This is a genomic window from Variovorax sp. LARHSF232 (assembly GCF_052871435.1).
Window position 1 is genome coordinate 138,717 of record NZ_JBIXJS010000002.1, and the last position, 14,905, is coordinate 153,621.

Annotated in this window: 12 protein-coding genes; 2 read left to right on the forward strand and 10 right to left on the reverse strand. The window is 67.6% G+C overall.

The genetic code is table 11. From position 1 onward, the window contains the following. Positions 1 to 34 precede the first annotated feature (34 nt). The 6 genes from hutU to ACIPRI_RS06125 are packed head-to-tail and all read right to left on the reverse strand — an operon-like array spanning position 35 to position 6,765. Complete coding sequence (gene hutU / locus ACIPRI_RS06100) at positions 35 to 1,756, reverse strand: urocanate hydratase (protein WP_446620526.1); 1,722 nt, start codon at positions 1,754 to 1,756, stop codon at positions 35 to 37. Then, on the reverse strand, positions 1,753 to 3,312 hold the full coding sequence (gene hutH / locus ACIPRI_RS06105) for a histidine ammonia-lyase (RefSeq protein ID WP_446620527.1): 1,560 nt from the start codon (positions 3,310 to 3,312) through the stop codon (positions 1,753 to 1,755). The genes hutU and hutH overlap by 4 nt, the downstream gene beginning before the upstream one ends. A gap of 52 nt (positions 3,313 to 3,364) precedes the next feature. Next, a complete protein-coding gene (hutC, locus tag ACIPRI_RS06110) occupies positions 3,365 to 4,144 on the reverse strand; it encodes a histidine utilization repressor (protein ID WP_446620528.1) in 780 nt (259 codons plus the stop codon). A 1-nt stretch (position 4,145) separates the two neighbouring features. Continuing rightward, the gene (locus tag ACIPRI_RS06115) at positions 4,146 to 4,928 is read right to left on the reverse strand and encodes an ABC transporter ATP-binding protein (RefSeq protein ID WP_446620529.1); all 783 of its coding nucleotides are present in this window, start codon (positions 4,926 to 4,928) and stop codon (positions 4,146 to 4,148) included. Further along, positions 4,925 to 5,782, reverse strand: a complete 858-nt coding sequence (locus tag ACIPRI_RS06120; RefSeq protein ID WP_446620530.1) for an ABC transporter permease — start codon at positions 5,780 to 5,782, stop codon at positions 4,925 to 4,927. The genes ACIPRI_RS06115 and ACIPRI_RS06120 overlap by 4 nt, the downstream gene beginning before the upstream one ends. Positions 5,783 to 5,805: 23 nt before the next feature. Further along, the gene (locus ACIPRI_RS06125; protein ID WP_446620531.1) at positions 5,806 to 6,765 is read right to left on the reverse strand and encodes an ABC transporter substrate-binding protein; all 960 of its coding nucleotides are present in this window, start codon (positions 6,763 to 6,765) and stop codon (positions 5,806 to 5,808) included. 288 nt (positions 6,766 to 7,053) lie between these two features. On the opposite strand from ACIPRI_RS06125, the gene ACIPRI_RS06130 reads away from it, so the two are divergent. Together ACIPRI_RS06130 and recQ are read left to right on the forward strand one after the other, a co-directional pair. Further along, the gene (locus ACIPRI_RS06130) at positions 7,054 to 8,022 is read left to right on the forward strand and encodes a cyclase family protein (RefSeq protein WP_446620532.1); all 969 of its coding nucleotides are present in this window, start codon (positions 7,054 to 7,056) and stop codon (positions 8,020 to 8,022) included. Between the two features lie 92 nt (positions 8,023 to 8,114). Continuing rightward, positions 8,115 to 10,016, forward strand: coding sequence for a DNA helicase RecQ (recQ, locus tag ACIPRI_RS06135; protein WP_446620533.1), 1,902 nt, complete (start codon positions 8,115 to 8,117; stop codon positions 10,014 to 10,016). A 155-nt stretch (positions 10,017 to 10,171) separates the two neighbouring features. On the opposite strand, the gene ACIPRI_RS06140 is transcribed toward recQ, so the two are convergent. From ACIPRI_RS06140 to ACIPRI_RS06155, 4 genes are read right to left on the reverse strand one after another with little or no spacing between them, the layout of a single operon-like run. Then, positions 10,172 to 10,606 (reverse strand): MAPEG family protein, encoded by a 435-nt coding sequence (locus tag ACIPRI_RS06140; protein ID WP_446620534.1) that lies wholly within the window; start codon positions 10,604 to 10,606, stop codon positions 10,172 to 10,174. Positions 10,607 to 10,625: 19 nt separating this feature from the next. After that, positions 10,626 to 10,955: a hypothetical protein gene (locus ACIPRI_RS06145; RefSeq protein ID WP_446620535.1), complete on the reverse strand. Its 330-nt coding sequence runs from the start codon at positions 10,953 to 10,955 to the stop codon at positions 10,626 to 10,628. Between the two features lie 50 nt (positions 10,956 to 11,005). Beyond that, positions 11,006 to 12,526: a S41 family peptidase gene (locus ACIPRI_RS06150; RefSeq protein ID WP_446620536.1), complete on the reverse strand. Its 1,521-nt coding sequence runs from the start codon at positions 12,524 to 12,526 to the stop codon at positions 11,006 to 11,008. Between the two features lie 53 nt (positions 12,527 to 12,579). Then, complete coding sequence (locus ACIPRI_RS06155; RefSeq protein ID WP_446620537.1) at positions 12,580 to 14,904, reverse strand: ATP-binding protein; 2,325 nt, start codon at positions 14,902 to 14,904, stop codon at positions 12,580 to 12,582. Position 14,905 lies beyond the last annotated feature (1 nt).

The following is a 14,905-nucleotide window of genomic DNA, read 5'->3' on the forward strand; positions in this document are numbered from 1 at the left end:
GAATGGGAATGGAGACGCTTTTCTCTCGCCTCGCCTACTTCAGCATCGGCAGCTTGAGGCCTTGCTTCTTCGCCGTGGCCACGGCGATGTCGTAGCCCGCGTCGGCATGGCGCATGACGCCGGTGGCCGGATCGTTCCACAACACGCGCTCGATGCGCTTGGCAGCGGCGTCGGTGCCGTCGCACACGATCACCACGCCCGAGTGCTGCGAATAGCCCATGCCGACGCCGCCGCCGTGGTGCAGGCTGACCCAGGTCGCGCCGCCGGCGGTGTTGAGCAGCGCGTTGAGCAGCGGCCAGTCGGACACGGCATCGGTGCCGTCCTTCATGGCTTCGGTTTCGCGGTTGGGGCTGGCCACCGAGCCCGTGTCCAGGTGGTCGCGGCCGATGACGATGGGCGCCTTCAGCTCGCCCTTCTTCACCATCTCGTTGAACGCCAGGCCGGCGATGTGGCGCTCGCCCAGCCCCAGCCAGCAGATGCGCGCCGGCAGGCCCTGGAAGGCGATGCGCTCGCGCGCCATGTCGAGCCAGCGGTGCGTGTGCCGGTTTGAGGGGAACAGCTCCTTGATCTTGGCATCCGTCTTGTAGATGTCTTCCGGATCGCCCGAGAGCGCCACCCAGCGGAACGGCCCTTTGCCTTCGCAGAACAGCGGCCGGATGTAGGCCGGCACGAAGCCGGGGAAGTCGAAGGCGTTCGCAACGCCTTCGTCGAAAGCCACCTGGCGGATGTTGTTGCCGTAGTCCACCGTGGGCACGCCCATGGCCTGGAAGTCGAGCATGGCCTGAACGTGGACGGCGCAGGAACGGGCGGCGTCCGCCTTCAGCCTGGCGTGCTGCGACGGGTCCTTCATCGCGGCCTGCCATTGCGCAACGCTCCAGCCGATCGGCAGGTAGCCATTGATGAGGTCGTGCGCCGAGGTCTGGTCGGTCACCAGGTCGGGGCGGATGCCACCGGCCTTGGCGCGCTTCACCAGCTCGGGCAGCACCTCGGCGGCATTGCCCAGGAGCGCGATCGACACCGCTTCCTTGGCCGCCGTGTGCTGCTGGATCAGCTCGATCGCGTGGTCGATGTCGCGTGCCTGCTTGTCCACGTAGCGCGTGCGCAGGCGGAAATCGATGCTCGTCTGCTGGCATTCGATGTTCAGCGACACCGCGCCCGCCAAGGTGGCGGCCAGCGGCTGCGCGCCGCCCATGCCGCCCAGGCCGGCCGTGAGGATCCACTTGCCCGCGAGGCTGTTGTCGTAGTGCTGGCGGCCGGCCTCGACAAAGGTCTCGAAGGTGCCTTGCACGATGCCCTGGCTGCCGATGTAGATCCAGCTGCCAGCAGTCATTTGGCCGTACATGAAGAGGCCCTGGCGGTCCAGCTCGTTGAAGTGCTCCCAGTTCGCCCACTTGGGCACCAGGTTCGAGTTGGCGATGAGCACGCGCGGGGCGTTCTCGTGCGTCTTGAACACGCCCACCGGCTTGCCGGATTGGATGAGCAGCGACTCGTCGTCGTTGAGTTCTTTCAGCGAGGCCAGAATCTGGTCGTAGCAGGCCCAGTCGCGCGCGGCGCGGCCGATGCCGCCGTACACCACCAGGTCCTGCGGGCGCTCGGCCACTTCGGCATCCAGGTTGTTCTGCAGCATCCGAAACGGCGCCTCGGTGAGCCAGCTCTTGCAATTGAGCTGGCTGCCGCGCGGGGCGCGGATCACGCGCGTCGGGTCGTGGCGCGGGTCAGCCAGGTTGGCGATGAGTTTGTTGTCAGGCGCATTCATGCGAGGACCTCCGTGATGTGGCTGGGCAGGATGTTGAGCAGGATGGCGGGCAGCTGGGCTTGCAGCGCCCATTGCTTCATGGATTCGATGTCGGGGGCGAGGTAGCGGTCGCGCTCCAGGAAGGCGACCTTCCGGCGGATGGCGGCGAACTCGGCTTCGACGAGCGGCGAAGACTTCAGGCCGCGCTTGAGCTCGATGCCCTGTGCTGCCGCCATCGCTTCGATGCCAACGACCACCGCGGTGTTGCCGACCATGTCGCCCAGGCGGCGCGCGGCATAGGTCGCCATCGACACATGGTCTTCCTGATTGGCCGAGGTGGGCAGGCTGTCGACGCTGCCCGGATGGGCCAGCGACTTGTTCTCGGACGCGAGCGCCGCGGCCGTGACCTGCGCAATCATGAAGCCGGAGTTGAGGCCGCCGTCCTTCACCAGGAAGGGCGGCAGGCCCGACAGCCCGGTGTCCAGCAGCAGTGCCAGGCGCCGCTCCGAGATGGCGCCCACTTCGGAGATGGCCAGCGCCATGATGTCAGCCGCGAAGGCCACCGGCTCGGCGTGGAAGTTGCCGCCGGAGATCACTTCGCCGGTGTCGGTGAAGACCAGCGGATTGTCGGACGCGGCGTTGGCCTCGATGACCAGCACGCGCGCGGCATGGTTCAGGTTGTCGAGGCAGGCGCCCATCACTTGCGGGATGCAGCGCACCGAGTAGGGATCCTGCACGCGGCCGCAGTCGGCATGCGAAGGCACGATCTCGCTGCCTTCCAGCAAGGCGCGCACGGCGCCGGCCACCGCGATCTGCCCCGGCTGGCCACGCGCCGCATGGATGCGCGGATCGAAGGGCTTGATCGAACCCTGGATGGCTTCCAGCGACAGCGCGCCGGACATCAGCGCCGCGGCAAAGACCCTCTCCGCGCCGAACAGGCCCGACAGCGCCAGCGCGGTCGACACCTGCGTGCCGTTGAGCAGCGCCAGGCCTTCCTTGGGGCCGAGCACGAAGGGCGGGAGGCCGATGAGGCGCATCGCTTCGGCGCCACTCACGCGCTGGCCGTCGGCGGTGAAGGCCTCGCCCTCGCCGATCAACACGCAGGCCAGGTGCGCCAGCGGCGCCAGGTCGCCCGAGGCGCCGACCGAGCCCTTGCAGGGAATGCTGGGCGTGATGCCGGCGTTGAACAGCGCCAGCAGCGAATCGGCCAAGGCGGGACGCACGCCCGAATGCCCGCGCGCCAGGCTCACGGCCTTGGTGGCGAGCACCAGCCGCACGACGGCAGCATCCAGCGGCTCGCCCGTGCCCACGCTGTGCGAGAGCACCAGGTTGCGCTGCAGCTCGGCCAGGTGGTCGTTGCCGATGCGCGTGCTGGCCAGCTTGCCGAAGCCGGTGTTGATGCCGTAGACCACTTCGTCGTGGTCCACGATGCGCTGCACCGCGGCCCGCGCGGCTTCCATCGGCGCGGCGGTGGAGGCTGCAAGTTGCAAGGTGACGCCGCCCGCATGAATGCGGCGCAGCAGCGCCAGGTCGACCTGGCCGGGGTTCAGCGTGACAGCGGTGGATTTCGTGTTCATTTGCTTGTCTATACAAGTAGGTTCGTGCGAAAAAGAAAAGCGGCGGGGGCGCCTAGCCGAAGCTCGGATTGCCGTCGGCGCGGAAGCGGCTGCCCAGGCGGTAGCGCGAGGCCGGGTGCAGGCAACGCACCAGCGTGACCGGCACGGTGCGCGACCAGGTGCGGCGCGTCAGCAGCAGGCAGGGCTCGGCGGCGGGCATGGCCAGGCGCTCGGCCTGCTGGGCGGTGGGCAGTACCGCGTCGACCAGGTGTTCGATCTGATCGAAGGGCACGCTCCTCACCAGATATTCGCTGGGCGGCGTCGCATGGAGGTCTTGCTCCAGAAAGTCGGGCACCACGCGCGGATTGACGTAGCGGTCTTCCAGTTGCACCGGCACCCCGTCTTCCAGGTGCAGGCAGACGCTGTGGAACACCGATTCGCCGGCGCGCAGGTCCAGCCATGCGGCGACGTCGGCCGAGGCGGCCACGCGCTCGCCCGACACCAGCCGATAGCCGTAGTCGTGCCCGCGCGCGCGGATCTCGCTGGCGATGTTGGCGATCTGCAGCAGGGTGGATTGCGGCTTGTCTTCGGCCACGAAGCTGCCGACACCGGCCACGCGCACGATGCGGCCCTGCTCCACCAGCTCGCGCAGCGCGCGGTTGATGGTCATGCGCGAGATGCCGAACTGCGCCACCAGCTCGTGCTCCGAAGGCAGGCGCTGGCCCGCCGTCCAGGAGCCGTCCTGGATCTTGCGGGTGATGTATTCCTTGACCTGCTCGTACAGCGCGAGCGCAGGCATCGGCGATGCAGCAGGCGCTCGGGTCTTGTGCTGGACGGGGCGGGTCTTGGTCATGTCAGTGTTCCGCAGCAGCCATGGACTCGGCGCGGATCTCTTCCGTCAACCGTGCCTTCAGGTCCATGAACTCGGGCGAGGTTTTGATCGTGTAGTGGCGCGGGTGCGGCAGATCGACCGCGATCTCGCTCTTGATGCGGCCCGGCCGGGCGCTGAACACCGCCACGCGGTTGGCCATGAAGATGGCTTCGTCGATGTCGTGGGTGACGAACAGCACCGTCTTGCGCTCGGCCTCCCAGATGCCCAGCAGCAGCTCCTGCATCAGCACGCGGGTCTGGTTGTCCAGCGCGCCGAAGGGCTCGTCCATCAAGAGCATCTTCGGGTCGTTGGCCAGGGCGCGCGCGATCGCGGTGCGCTGCTGCATGCCGCCCGACAGCTGCTTGGGAAAGTGGTGCTCGAAGCCGCGCAGACCCACCTTGGCGATGAAGTAGGCCGCGCGTTCCTTCTGCTGCGACTCGCTGACGCCGCGCTCGCGCAGGCCGAAGCGGATGTTCTGCTCGATGTTGAGCCAGGGAAAGAGCGTGTAGCTCTGGAACACCATGCCGCGGTCGGCGCCCGGGCCTTCAACCGGCTGGCCATCCAGCAGCACCTGGCCGCCGGTGGGGTAGTCCAGGCCGGCGACGATGCGCAGCAAGGTGGACTTGCCGCAGCCCGAGGGGCCGAGGATGGTGACGAAGTCGTTCTCGCGCACTTCGAAGTCGACCGGCAGCAGCGCCTGCGTCTTCTGGCCGTGGGCACCGGTGAAGGTGCGCGACACGCCGCGGATGGAAAGCTGGTTGTTCATAGCGAGGCCCACGCGAACATGCGCTTGTTGATCGCCTTGAAGACGAAGTCGGAGATGAGGCCGATGACCCCGATCACGATGATCCCGAAGATGATCTGCCCGGTGTTCAGCAAGGCCTGGCTGTCGGTGATCATGTGGCCGATGCCCGAGGACGAGCCGATCAGCTCGGCCACGATGACGTAGGTCCAGGCCCAGCCCAGCACCAGGCGCAGCGTCTCGGCGATGCCAGGGGCCGCGCCCGGAATGAGCACGCGCTTGACGATGCCGCGGCTGTCGGCGCCCAGTGTGTAGGCGGCTTCCACCAGGTCGCGGCGCGCGCCGCCCACGGTGACGGCCACCATCAGGATGATCTGGAACACCGAGCCGATGAAGATGACGAGCAGCTTCTGCGTCTCGCCGATGCCGGCCCACAAGATGAGCAGCGGGATGAAGGCCGAGGCCGGCAGGTAGCGGCAAAACGAGACGAAGGGCTCGAGGAAGGCCTCGACCGGCTTGTAGGCGCCCATGGCGATGCCCAGCGGCACTGCGACGATGGCCGCCAGGATGAAGCCGCCGAACACACGCCACACCGTCATGCCGATGTCGTGGATGAAGTTGAACTCGGTGAAGAGCAGCCAGGCTTCCTTCACCATGGTGATCGGGCTGGCCAGGAAGGTGGGCGACACCAGGCCGCCCAGTGTCACGGCTGCCCACACGGCCAGGAAGAGCACGAAGAAGGCCACGCCCAGCACCCAGCGGGCGCGCGGGCTCACCGGCTCGAGGGGCGCCATGGCGCGCGGGCGGCGCGGTGGCTTGGCGGCCGCCGCCGGGACGGCCGGGGCCGTGGCGCTGCGGATCGGAGACGTGGCTTGCATCGTGCTCATCCTGTGGTGGCTGCCTATTTGATGTACGAGGCGTCGAAGGTGGCGTTCAGGTCATCCGGCGCCTTGCGGATCACACCGGCTTCCAACAGGATCGGCACCGCCTCCTTCATGAACTGCGTCAGCTCGCCCGCGAAGAACTTCTGGTTGGCCGCCTTGTCCTGCCAGCGCAGGTACTTGGAGGACTCGGCGAACTTCTCGCCGCTTTGCTTCACGGCCGAGCCCATCAGCTCGTTCGCCTTGGCCGGGTCGGCCTTGATCAGCTCCAGCGCCTCGAAGTAGGAGTTGGTCAGGGCCTGCGCCGCCTTGGCGTTGGACTTGAGCCAGGTAGGCGCGCAGCCCACGGTGTCCATCACCATCGGGTAGTCGAGCGTGGTGGCCAAAATCTTGCCGGCGGCCGGGTTGGCGCGCACGGTCGAGAGGTAGGGCTCGTAGGTCATGGCGGCGTCGTTCTGGCCGGCCACGAAGGCCTGGGCGGCAGGCTGCGGCTCGAGCGACACCAGCTTCACGTCCTTCAGGCTCATGCCGTTCTTGTTGAGCATCCAGGCCAGGCCGAAGAAGGGCGCGGTGCCGGGGGCGCTGACGCCGATGGCCTTGCCCTTCAGGTCGGCAAAGCTCTTCACGTCGTTGCGCACGGCCAGGCCGTCGGCGCCGTAGGACTTGTCCATCTGGAAGATCTGGGTGATGGGCACACCGTTGGCGTTCCAGGCCACGTGCGTTTCCACCGTGGTGGCGGCGCACTGGATGGCCCCCGAGGCCAGCGCCAGGTGGCGGTCCTTCTGCGGAATCATCTTGAGTTCCACCTCCAGGCCGTTCTTCTTGAAGATGCCGGCCTTGTCCGCCAGCGACAGCGGCGCGAAGCCGGTCCAGCCGGACATGCCAAGTGCAATCTTGGTTTCCTGCGCCTGGGCCGCGCCCGCGGCACAAAGACCGGCGGCGACGAGCGTGGCAACGTTGAGAACTACCTTCTTGACCATGAAGACTCCTGGTGGGAACTGAACTGAAAGGGGATGGGCGGGATTGTGGATGGACATCTAGGCCTGTCTATACAGGTCAAACCCTGAAACGACCCATTTCAGTGCGTTTGCCTCGATGGTAACGCACCGAAATGCTGTCTATACAAGTCAAATCGATCCGGGCAAAAGACACGCAAGTGCCGTGCCAGGCGCGCCCGGCTTGTGGGGCGGACGGCAATCCGTCAGCATGGCGCCCGCTTCTGCCAACTTGCTGGTGGGCGGCGGCGCAACAACAACCAGGAGACAACCATGAAGTGGATGGCACTGAAGAGCTTCCTGCTCGGCGCCACAGCGCTACTCCTTTGCGGCAGCGCGGCCCATGCGCAATCGGCCAACTGGCATCCCGGCAAATGGGGTCCCAACGACGAGATCGGCGCCGCCAACTACCTGACGCCCGGTGTCGCGCTCAACGCGGCGCGGCTGGTGAAGACCGGCAAGGTCTATTCGCTGGGCATCAGCGTCAGCACCACGACGCCGGCCTTTCCGCCGCGCACCTGCGCCCTGTACATCGTGCAGCCGGGCCAGACCGGCTCGGCCGAGGGCCTGGGCCCCACGCACACCACCTACAACGACGACATCCTCAACTGCTGGACCGGCATCGGCACCCAGCTCGACGGGTTGGGCCACATCGGCGTGGGCGACACCTACTACAACGGCAACAAGTGGGGCGAGTTCGCCACCATGGGCGGACTGAAGAAGCTGGGCATCGAGAAGATCCCACCGATGGTGACGCGCGGCGTGCTGCTGGACATGGCGGCGCACTACGGCACCGACGTGGTGAAGGAAGGCACTGCCTTCAACAAGGCCGAGATCGACGCGGTGGCGAAGAAGCAGGGCGTGGAGATCCGCCAGGGCGACATCGTGATCTTCCACACCGGCTGGCTGAGCCTGATCGACAAGGACCCCAAGCGCTTCGGCTCGGTGGAGCCGGGCCTGGGCCGAGAGGGCGCGCGCTACCTGGTGTCCAAGGGCGTGGTCGCGGTGGGCGCCGATACCTGGGCGGTGGAGGTCATTCCCTTCGAGAAGGATGGCGACAAGGACGGCGCCATCTTCGGCGTGCACCAGATCCTGCTGCCCATGAGCGGCACCTACATCCTGGAGAACCTCAACACCGCCGAGCTGGCCCGGGACAAGGCCTGGGAGTTCATGTTCGTGCTGGGCCAGAACAAATACCAGGGCGCCGTGCAATCGATGATCAATCCGGTGGCGATCCGCTGAAGGGCGCTTGCCGGCCGCGGCGGACGGGCTGAGACAATAGGGGCACGCGTCCTGCGCCGGGACGCGCGCTCCCATTCCTCCTTCAAGCCGCCGTGTCCGCCCTGCCCTCCACCCAACCTTCGACCGACCCGCTGCAGATCCTGCAGGAGGTGTTCGGCTACGCGGAGTTCCGCGGCCCGCAGGCCGACATCGTCGACCACACCGTGGACGGCGGCGACGCCTTGGTGCTGATGCCCACCGGCGGCGGCAAGTCGCTGTGCTACCAGCTTCCGGCCATTGCACGCCAGCGCGCAGGGCATGGCGTCACGGTGGTGGTCTCGCCGCTGATCGCGCTGATGCACGACCAGGTCGGCGCGCTGCATGAGGCCGGCGTCAATGCCGCCTTCCTGAATTCGACGCTCGACTGGGCCCAAACGCAGGACGTGGAGCGCCGCCTGGCGCGCGCCGAGATCACCCTGCTGTACGCCGCGCCCGAGCGCGTGACCACGCCGCGCTTCCTGGAACTGATGGACGGCCTCGCGTCGCGCGGCAAGCTCGCCCTGTTCGCCATCGACGAGGCGCATTGCGTGAGCCAGTGGGGCCACGACTTCCGGCCCGAGTACCGGGCGCTCACCGTGCTGCACGAGCGCTATGCCGGCGTGCCGCGCATCGCCCTCACGGCCACCGCCGATGCGCTGACGCGCGCCGACATCGTCGAGCGGCTGCAACTGGAAGAGGCGCGCCAGTTCGTCTCCAGCTTCGACCGGCCGAACATCCGCTACACGATCGTCGAGAAGAAGGACGCCACCACCCAGCTGCTGCGCTTCATCGAGCGCGAGCACGAGGGCGAAGCAGGCGTCGTCTACTGCCAGTCGCGCAAGCGCGTGGAAGAAGTGGCGCAGGCGCTGGTGGATGCGGGCATCAACGCCCTGCCCTATCACGCGGGGCTGGACGCCGCGCTGCGCCAGAAGCACCAGGATCGGTTCCTGCGCGACGAGGAAGCGGGCATCGTGATGGTGGCCACCATCGCCTTCGGCATGGGCATCGACAAGCCCGACGTCCGTTTTGTCGCGCACCTGGACATGCCCAAGAACATCGAGGGCTACTACCAGGAAACCGGCCGCGCCGGCCGCGACGGCCTGCCGGCCCAGGCCTGGATGGCCTATGGCCTGCAGGACGTGGTGAACCAGCGCCGCATGATCGACGAAAGCCCGGCCGGCGAAGAGTTCAAGCAGGTGATGCGCGGCAAGCTCGACGCCTTGCTGGCGCTGGCCGAGGCCATCGATTGCCGGCGCGTGCGGCTGCTGGGCTACTTCGGCGAGCACAGCACGCCCTGCGGAAACTGCGACAACTGCCTGAGCCCGCCGCAGGTGTGGGACGGAACGGATGCGGCGCGCAAGCTGCTGTCGACCATCTATCGCGTGCAGCAGCAAAGCGGCATCAGCTTCGGTGCCGGCCACATCATGGACATCCTGCGCGGCAAGAGCACCGAAAAGACCAAGCAGCACGGGCACGAACGCATCAGCACCTTCGGCATCGGCGCCGAGTTCAGCGAGGCGCAGCTGCGCGGCGTGTTGCGCCAGCTGATTGCCACCGGCGCCCTGTCGGTGGACGCGCAGGCCTTCAACACGCTGCAGCTCACCGAGGGCTCGCGTGCCGTGCTCAAGGGCGAAGCGGCGGTGCTGTTGCGCGAATCGGTGTCGCAGCCTTCGGCGCGCGGCGCGCGCAAGGAACGACGCGGCAGCAGCGGCGGTTCATCCAAGCCGTCGGCGGCCGCGGCCACGCTGGACGCCGCCGGCCAGGCCCGCTACGAGGCGCTGAAGGCCTGGCGCTCCGAGGTTGCGCGCGAACACAACCTGCCGGCCTACGTCATCTTCCACGACGCCACCCTCGCCGCCATCGCCGAGCGCGCGCCCGCGACCCTGGCCGACCTGCAGGGCATCAGCGGTATCGGCGAGAAGAAGCTGCAGGCGTACGGCAGCGAGGTGCTGCGCGTGTGCGGCACTTACGCTTAGCCTCCCGGCTTTTCACTTCGCTGCGCTCCGTGCAATTCGCCACCTCCCGAGGAGGGGACCTCACCTGCGGCCCGGCGAAGCCGGTTCCGCGGTGTGGGGCTGGCAAATGCAGGCAAGACCTTCTTCTGTCCATTGGGCTCGCCAATTTGGCGTTGCTAAATGTCAGCCTTGCCAAGCACCGTCACCACAAAGCCGGCCCACAGCAAGGCCAGCAGCAGCGCGCCGAGCCCGAACGCGGCCAGCCGATGCATCACCCGGTTGTAGCTGCAGTGAATCGCGCTGTGCAGATAGCGCAGCAGCACATAGCACCAGGCGCCGTACACCAGCCAGTTCGGCACCTGGCCCGTGGCCAGCGCGATGGCCACGAGGGCGTAGAAAAGCACCGGCAGCTCGAACAGGTTGCTGAAGTTGTCCGAGGCCTGGACCTGTTCCAGGTGCGCTGCCTTCAGCCGGGAATTCGCGGTGGCCTGCGGATGAATTCGCTTGGCGCGCATCTCACCGATGCGCACGGCCACCAGCCGCACGCCCACCATGACCGACAGCAGGGCCATGGCGCCGCAGGCGGCGATGAGATGTTGGGCATTGCTCATGCTTCCTTTGCGCGAGCCTTCAGCGGCCCTCGCACTTGATCTCTTCCTTGAACTCATCGCGCTTGGCCTCCTGCTTCACCAGGCAGGGGCCGTCGCGAAACTCGGTCTTCCATTCGCCGCGCCAGGCCGCGCCAATGCCGTCCTTGCATTTGATCTCGCGCTTGTACTCGCCGCGCTTGGAATCCGTCTTCACATCGCAAGGGCCGCCCCAGGGATCCGCCGGCAATTCGCCGCGCCACCAGCGCTTGCTTCCACGCGGGCGCATGTCGTCATCGTCGGCTTGGGCGGCGTGCTGACCCAGCAGGAATAGCGAGGCGGCAAGCAGAAGGGGAAAGGCACGTGGATGCATGGCGGGCAATGATCAAGGGGTTGCGAAGGTATGTCGCCGGTCGGGGAGATTCAAGGTACGGGCCGGTCGATGATCTTGTTCTCGCGCGACGGTGCGCGTCGCAGGTAGGGCGTTTCCTCGCCGGCACCCGCGACGCCTGCCTTCTGCGCGGACGCGGACGCAGTCGCAATCGGGCAACTGCCGCCCGCGCGCAGCGCCAACGCCGCGGCCAGCCGCGCCTCCGCCGGGTCACCCAAGGCATGGTCGAAGTCATCGGCCACGACGCAGGCGGGCGCAAAGCCGTCGCCATAGTCGCCTTGGCCCAGATCGTTGACACCCTGGTAGTTGATGGCGAAGTAGGTGGTGCCGCAGTTGTCGCGCGGCGTGAAGGCATAGGGCTTGCCGCAGGTGGTGCCGCCGACCAGTTGGACGGCAACGCCGACACCACGCAGTCCGTTGATCACCGACTCGCTGGCCGAGCAGGTGTCCGGGCCGCTCAGCAAGGTCACGCGCGCCAGGCCCAGTTGCGGCAGTGCCTGGCCGGCCGGCGCCGAGTAGCCCTGGGCCGTGGGGTGGAAGGGCACGCTGGACTGGCTGGCGCTCAAGGCGAAGGTATTTTTCCCGTTGGACAGCAGGCGCTCGAAGGTCTTGCCCTGCGTGGCCGCGCGCCCGGCCACCATGTAGGCGAGCTCGCTGGCAATGCCCAGCAGGCCGCCGCCGTTGTAGCGCATATCCAGCACCAGGTCCTTGATGCCGGCGGCCTGCAGTTGCTGGATGGCCGCGATCAGCTGCGCCTCGGCCGTTTCGCTGTGATCGTTGAACTGCAGATAGCCGACGGGCCCGCTGGCACTGGCCAAGGTCTTCGTGTTCATCACCGGCGGGATGGCAATCGAGGCGGCGCCCAGCGTCACGCTGAGCACGCTGCCGTCGGCGCGGCCGATGGTGAAGGCATGCGTCTCGCCGGCTCGGCTGGGCGAGAGGGCGGCGTTGATCGGGGCGGCCGGGCCGCTGGCCACGTCCACGCCGTCGACCACCAGCAGCTTGTCGCCGCGCGCCAGGCCCTCTTGCGCGGCCGGCGCGCCGGGCACCACGTAGGCGATGCGCGCGTCGCGCGGCGGAGCGCTGCGCAACAGGGCGATCTCCATGCCGTAACCGAGCACCGGCGCGCCGTCGGTCTCGCGCTGGTACTGCGCGGTGTCGACGCTGTAGTGGAAGCGATCCTTGGGCCGGCCGGAGGCGGTCTTCAGAGGCGTCTTCAGCGCGTCGAAGTAGGCGATCGGCGTGGCGAAGTCGGCGGCCTTCAGGCCGGCCGGCACTTCGTTCCACCACAGATAGGCTTCGTCGATCCAGGCACGCAGCCAGCGCTTCTCGTCATCGAGCGTGCCGGGCTGATCGCCATACGGGCCGCCGGTGGCCGGGTTCAGCCCCTGGCGCGGCTTGGCGCACAGGCCGGCCACGCTGGCCGAGGGAACGATGGCATCCGCGCCGGCCGACGACGAAGAAGAGGACGATCCGCCACCGCCCCCGCAGGCGGCGAGAACCGCGGCGGCCAGCGCCAGCGCGACCTGACAACGAATTGCTGTTGCATCCATATGCGCGCGCAGCGTAGCAGGACGCCGGGCGGCGCTGGGCACTTGCAAAGTGCCTACTGGACGAAGCCGATGCCGCGCGATTCGCGCACTTCGGGCTTGATGCGGTGCTCCGCTTCGAGCTGCTCCAGGAACTCGGCCGCCGAAAACTCCGCCGCCAGGATCTCGGTCTGGCGCTTCACCGCGGCGAAATCGCCGGGGCACAGCTGTTCCAGTTTGCCAAGCCGCGCGCGCAGCTCGCCGGTCAGGTGCTGCGCATCACCGGCCAGGGCCTCGGCGATGAACATGCGCTCGCGCTGCGCCGCCGTGAGCGGCAGGAATTTGATCTTGAAGGTGAAGCGACGCAGCGCCGCCTGGTCCAGGCGGTCCATCAGGTTGGTGGTGCAGACGAAGATGCCGTCGAAATGCTCCATGCCCTGCAGCATCTCGTTGACCTCGGTCACTTCGTAGGTGCGCTGGGCGCCGCGCCGGTCTTGCAGGAAGCTGTCGGCCTCGTCCAGGAGCAGCACCGCCTTCTCGGCTTGCGCTTCCCGGAACATGGCTGCCATGTTCTGCTCGGTCTCGCCCACGTATTTGCTCATCAGGTCGCTGGCCTGCTTCACCAAGAGCGGCTGGCCGATGGACTTGGCGATGTGCTCGGCCAGCGCCGTCTTGCCGGTGCCGGGCGGGCCATAGAAGCACAGGGTGCCGTGGCCGCGCGCCTTCAGCGCACTGACGATGCGCGGCACTTCGAAGCGGGTTTCGACATGGAGCATGTCCAGGTCGTAGGTAGTGACGCTTCGGCGCATGCCCCTCTCGCCGGCCAGGTTGCCCAGGGCCAGGTCGGCATTGCGCAGCTGGCGCTCGATCAGGCTTTCGATCGGCGTGTCGCTGGTTTGCGCCAGGCCGGCAAAGCGCACCGCGGTGCGGATCTGCGCCGGCGTGAGCCCCTTGCGCTCGGCCAGCTTGGCGGCAAAGGCTTCGGAGACCGGAACGCCTTCGAGCGTCTTGCGCACCAGCTGTTCGCGCGCACCGGGCGGTGGCGACTTCAGTTCCAGGTGGTAGGCAAAGCGGCGCCGGAAGGCCGGGTCGATCTGCTCGATGCGGTTGGTGACCCACAAGGTGGGCACCGCGTTCGACTCCAGGATCTGGTTGACCCAGGCCTTGCCGCTCACGCTGCCGCTGGTAGGCGCCGGCACCTGCTCGGCGCGCGCCATGAATTGCGCGGCTTCGGTGCTGATGGGCGGAAAGACATCTTCCACCTCGTCGAACAGCAACGCGGCCTGTGCACTGCCCTTGAGAAAGACCTGCGCGATCTGCAGCGAGCGGTAGCGGTCGCGGCCCGAGAGCGAATTGCCGTCGCGGTCCGCGTACTCGACCTCGAACAGCTCCAGCCCCGCCGCTTGCGCCACCACCTTGGCCAACTCGGTCTTGCCGGTTCCGGGCGGCCCATAGAGCAGCACGTTGACACCCGGCTCCTTGCGTGCCACGGCGGCACGCAGCAAGGTGATGAGCATGGCTGCGTCCTCGCGCACGAAGGCGAAGTCGTCCACGTCCAGCGAGGACTTGGCCGACGGCCGGGTGAACACCGCCATCAGCTCGTTGTGGTCGCGGTATTCGCGCATCAGCACCGGCGGCAGCTTCTCGCTGACCTTCATCAGGTCGGCCAGGTCGGTGATGTTGTGCTCGGAGATGAGGTTTTCGACCAGGCCGATGCGCTCCAGCCGCGAGCCGGCGCGCAGCGCCTCGCCCACGTCGGTGGCACTCACGCCGGCCACCTCGGCGAGGGCGGCATAGGCTTCGGGCGCGTTGTTGACCTTGAACTCCACCAAGAGCGAGCGCAGGTCGCGCTGGTAGCGCGCCAGGGTGCCGTACAGGAGCAGCGCGCGCTCGGCCTTGTTGAGCTGCAAGAGGCCGGCCAGCGCATCGATGTTCTTTTCCACCAGGGTGGACTGCTTGCGCAGCGCGTGCGTCAGCCAGTCGCGCGTGACCGAGAGCACCGACAGCAAGTCCTTGGGCTGGTCCTTGGCGTATTCGTCCAGGTAGAAGAAGAGCGTGCCTTCCTCATACGGGCCGCGCCAGACGCCGTGGCGTTCCAGCAGGGTGCGGGCGTCGAAGTTTTCGACCCCGTTCCAGACCTCGTTGCCCAGGCAGCGCCGTGCCAGGAAGTCGCGCAGGCGGAGCAGCACCTGGGCCGGCCACACCAGGTGGCGGCCGGTGAGCGAGAGCAGGCCGTTGAGGTCGCGCCGCACGTTGAAGCGCGGGCCCTGCTTGGCCGCCAGGGTCAGCACGAAGTGCGAGCACATGAGTTCGAGCACCGGTGCCTCGCGCAGCCCGGGCGACGGCAACGACTGCGCGCGCGTTACACCCGCAATTGCGTCAAATCCGGCACGCCTGACCATG

Excerpts from the sequence above, each read along its gene's own strand:
- hutC (WP_446620528.1), bottom strand. The coding sequence starts at position 4,144 with ATGACCAAGACCCGCCCCGTCCAGCACAAGACCCGAGCGCCTGCTGCA.
- ACIPRI_RS06155 (WP_446620537.1), bottom strand. The coding sequence starts at position 14,904 with ATGGTCAGGCGTGCCGGATTTGACGCAATTGCGGGTGTAACGCGCGCG.
- ACIPRI_RS06130 (WP_446620532.1), top strand. The coding sequence starts at position 7,054 with ATGAAGTGGATGGCACTGAAGAGCTTCCTGCTCGGCGCCACAGCGCTA.
- ACIPRI_RS06115 (WP_446620529.1), bottom strand. The coding sequence starts at position 4,928 with ATGAACAACCAGCTTTCCATCCGCGGCGTGTCGCGCACCTTCACCGGT.
- ACIPRI_RS06150 (WP_446620536.1), bottom strand. The coding sequence starts at position 12,526 with ATGGATGCAACAGCAATTCGTTGTCAGGTCGCGCTGGCGCTGGCCGCC.
- ACIPRI_RS06145 (WP_446620535.1), bottom strand. The coding sequence starts at position 10,955 with ATGCATCCACGTGCCTTTCCCCTTCTGCTTGCCGCCTCGCTATTCCTG.
- ACIPRI_RS06120 (WP_446620530.1), bottom strand. The coding sequence starts at position 5,782 with ATGCAAGCCACGTCTCCGATCCGCAGCGCCACGGCCCCGGCCGTCCCG.
- ACIPRI_RS06125 (WP_446620531.1), bottom strand. The coding sequence starts at position 6,765 with ATGGTCAAGAAGGTAGTTCTCAACGTTGCCACGCTCGTCGCCGCCGGT.
- ACIPRI_RS06140 (WP_446620534.1), bottom strand. The coding sequence starts at position 10,606 with ATGAGCAATGCCCAACATCTCATCGCCGCCTGCGGCGCCATGGCCCTG.
- hutU (WP_446620526.1), bottom strand. The coding sequence starts at position 1,756 with ATGAATGCGCCTGACAACAAACTCATCGCCAACCTGGCTGACCCGCGC.
- hutH (WP_446620527.1), bottom strand. The coding sequence starts at position 3,312 with ATGAACACGAAATCCACCGCTGTCACGCTGAACCCCGGCCAGGTCGAC.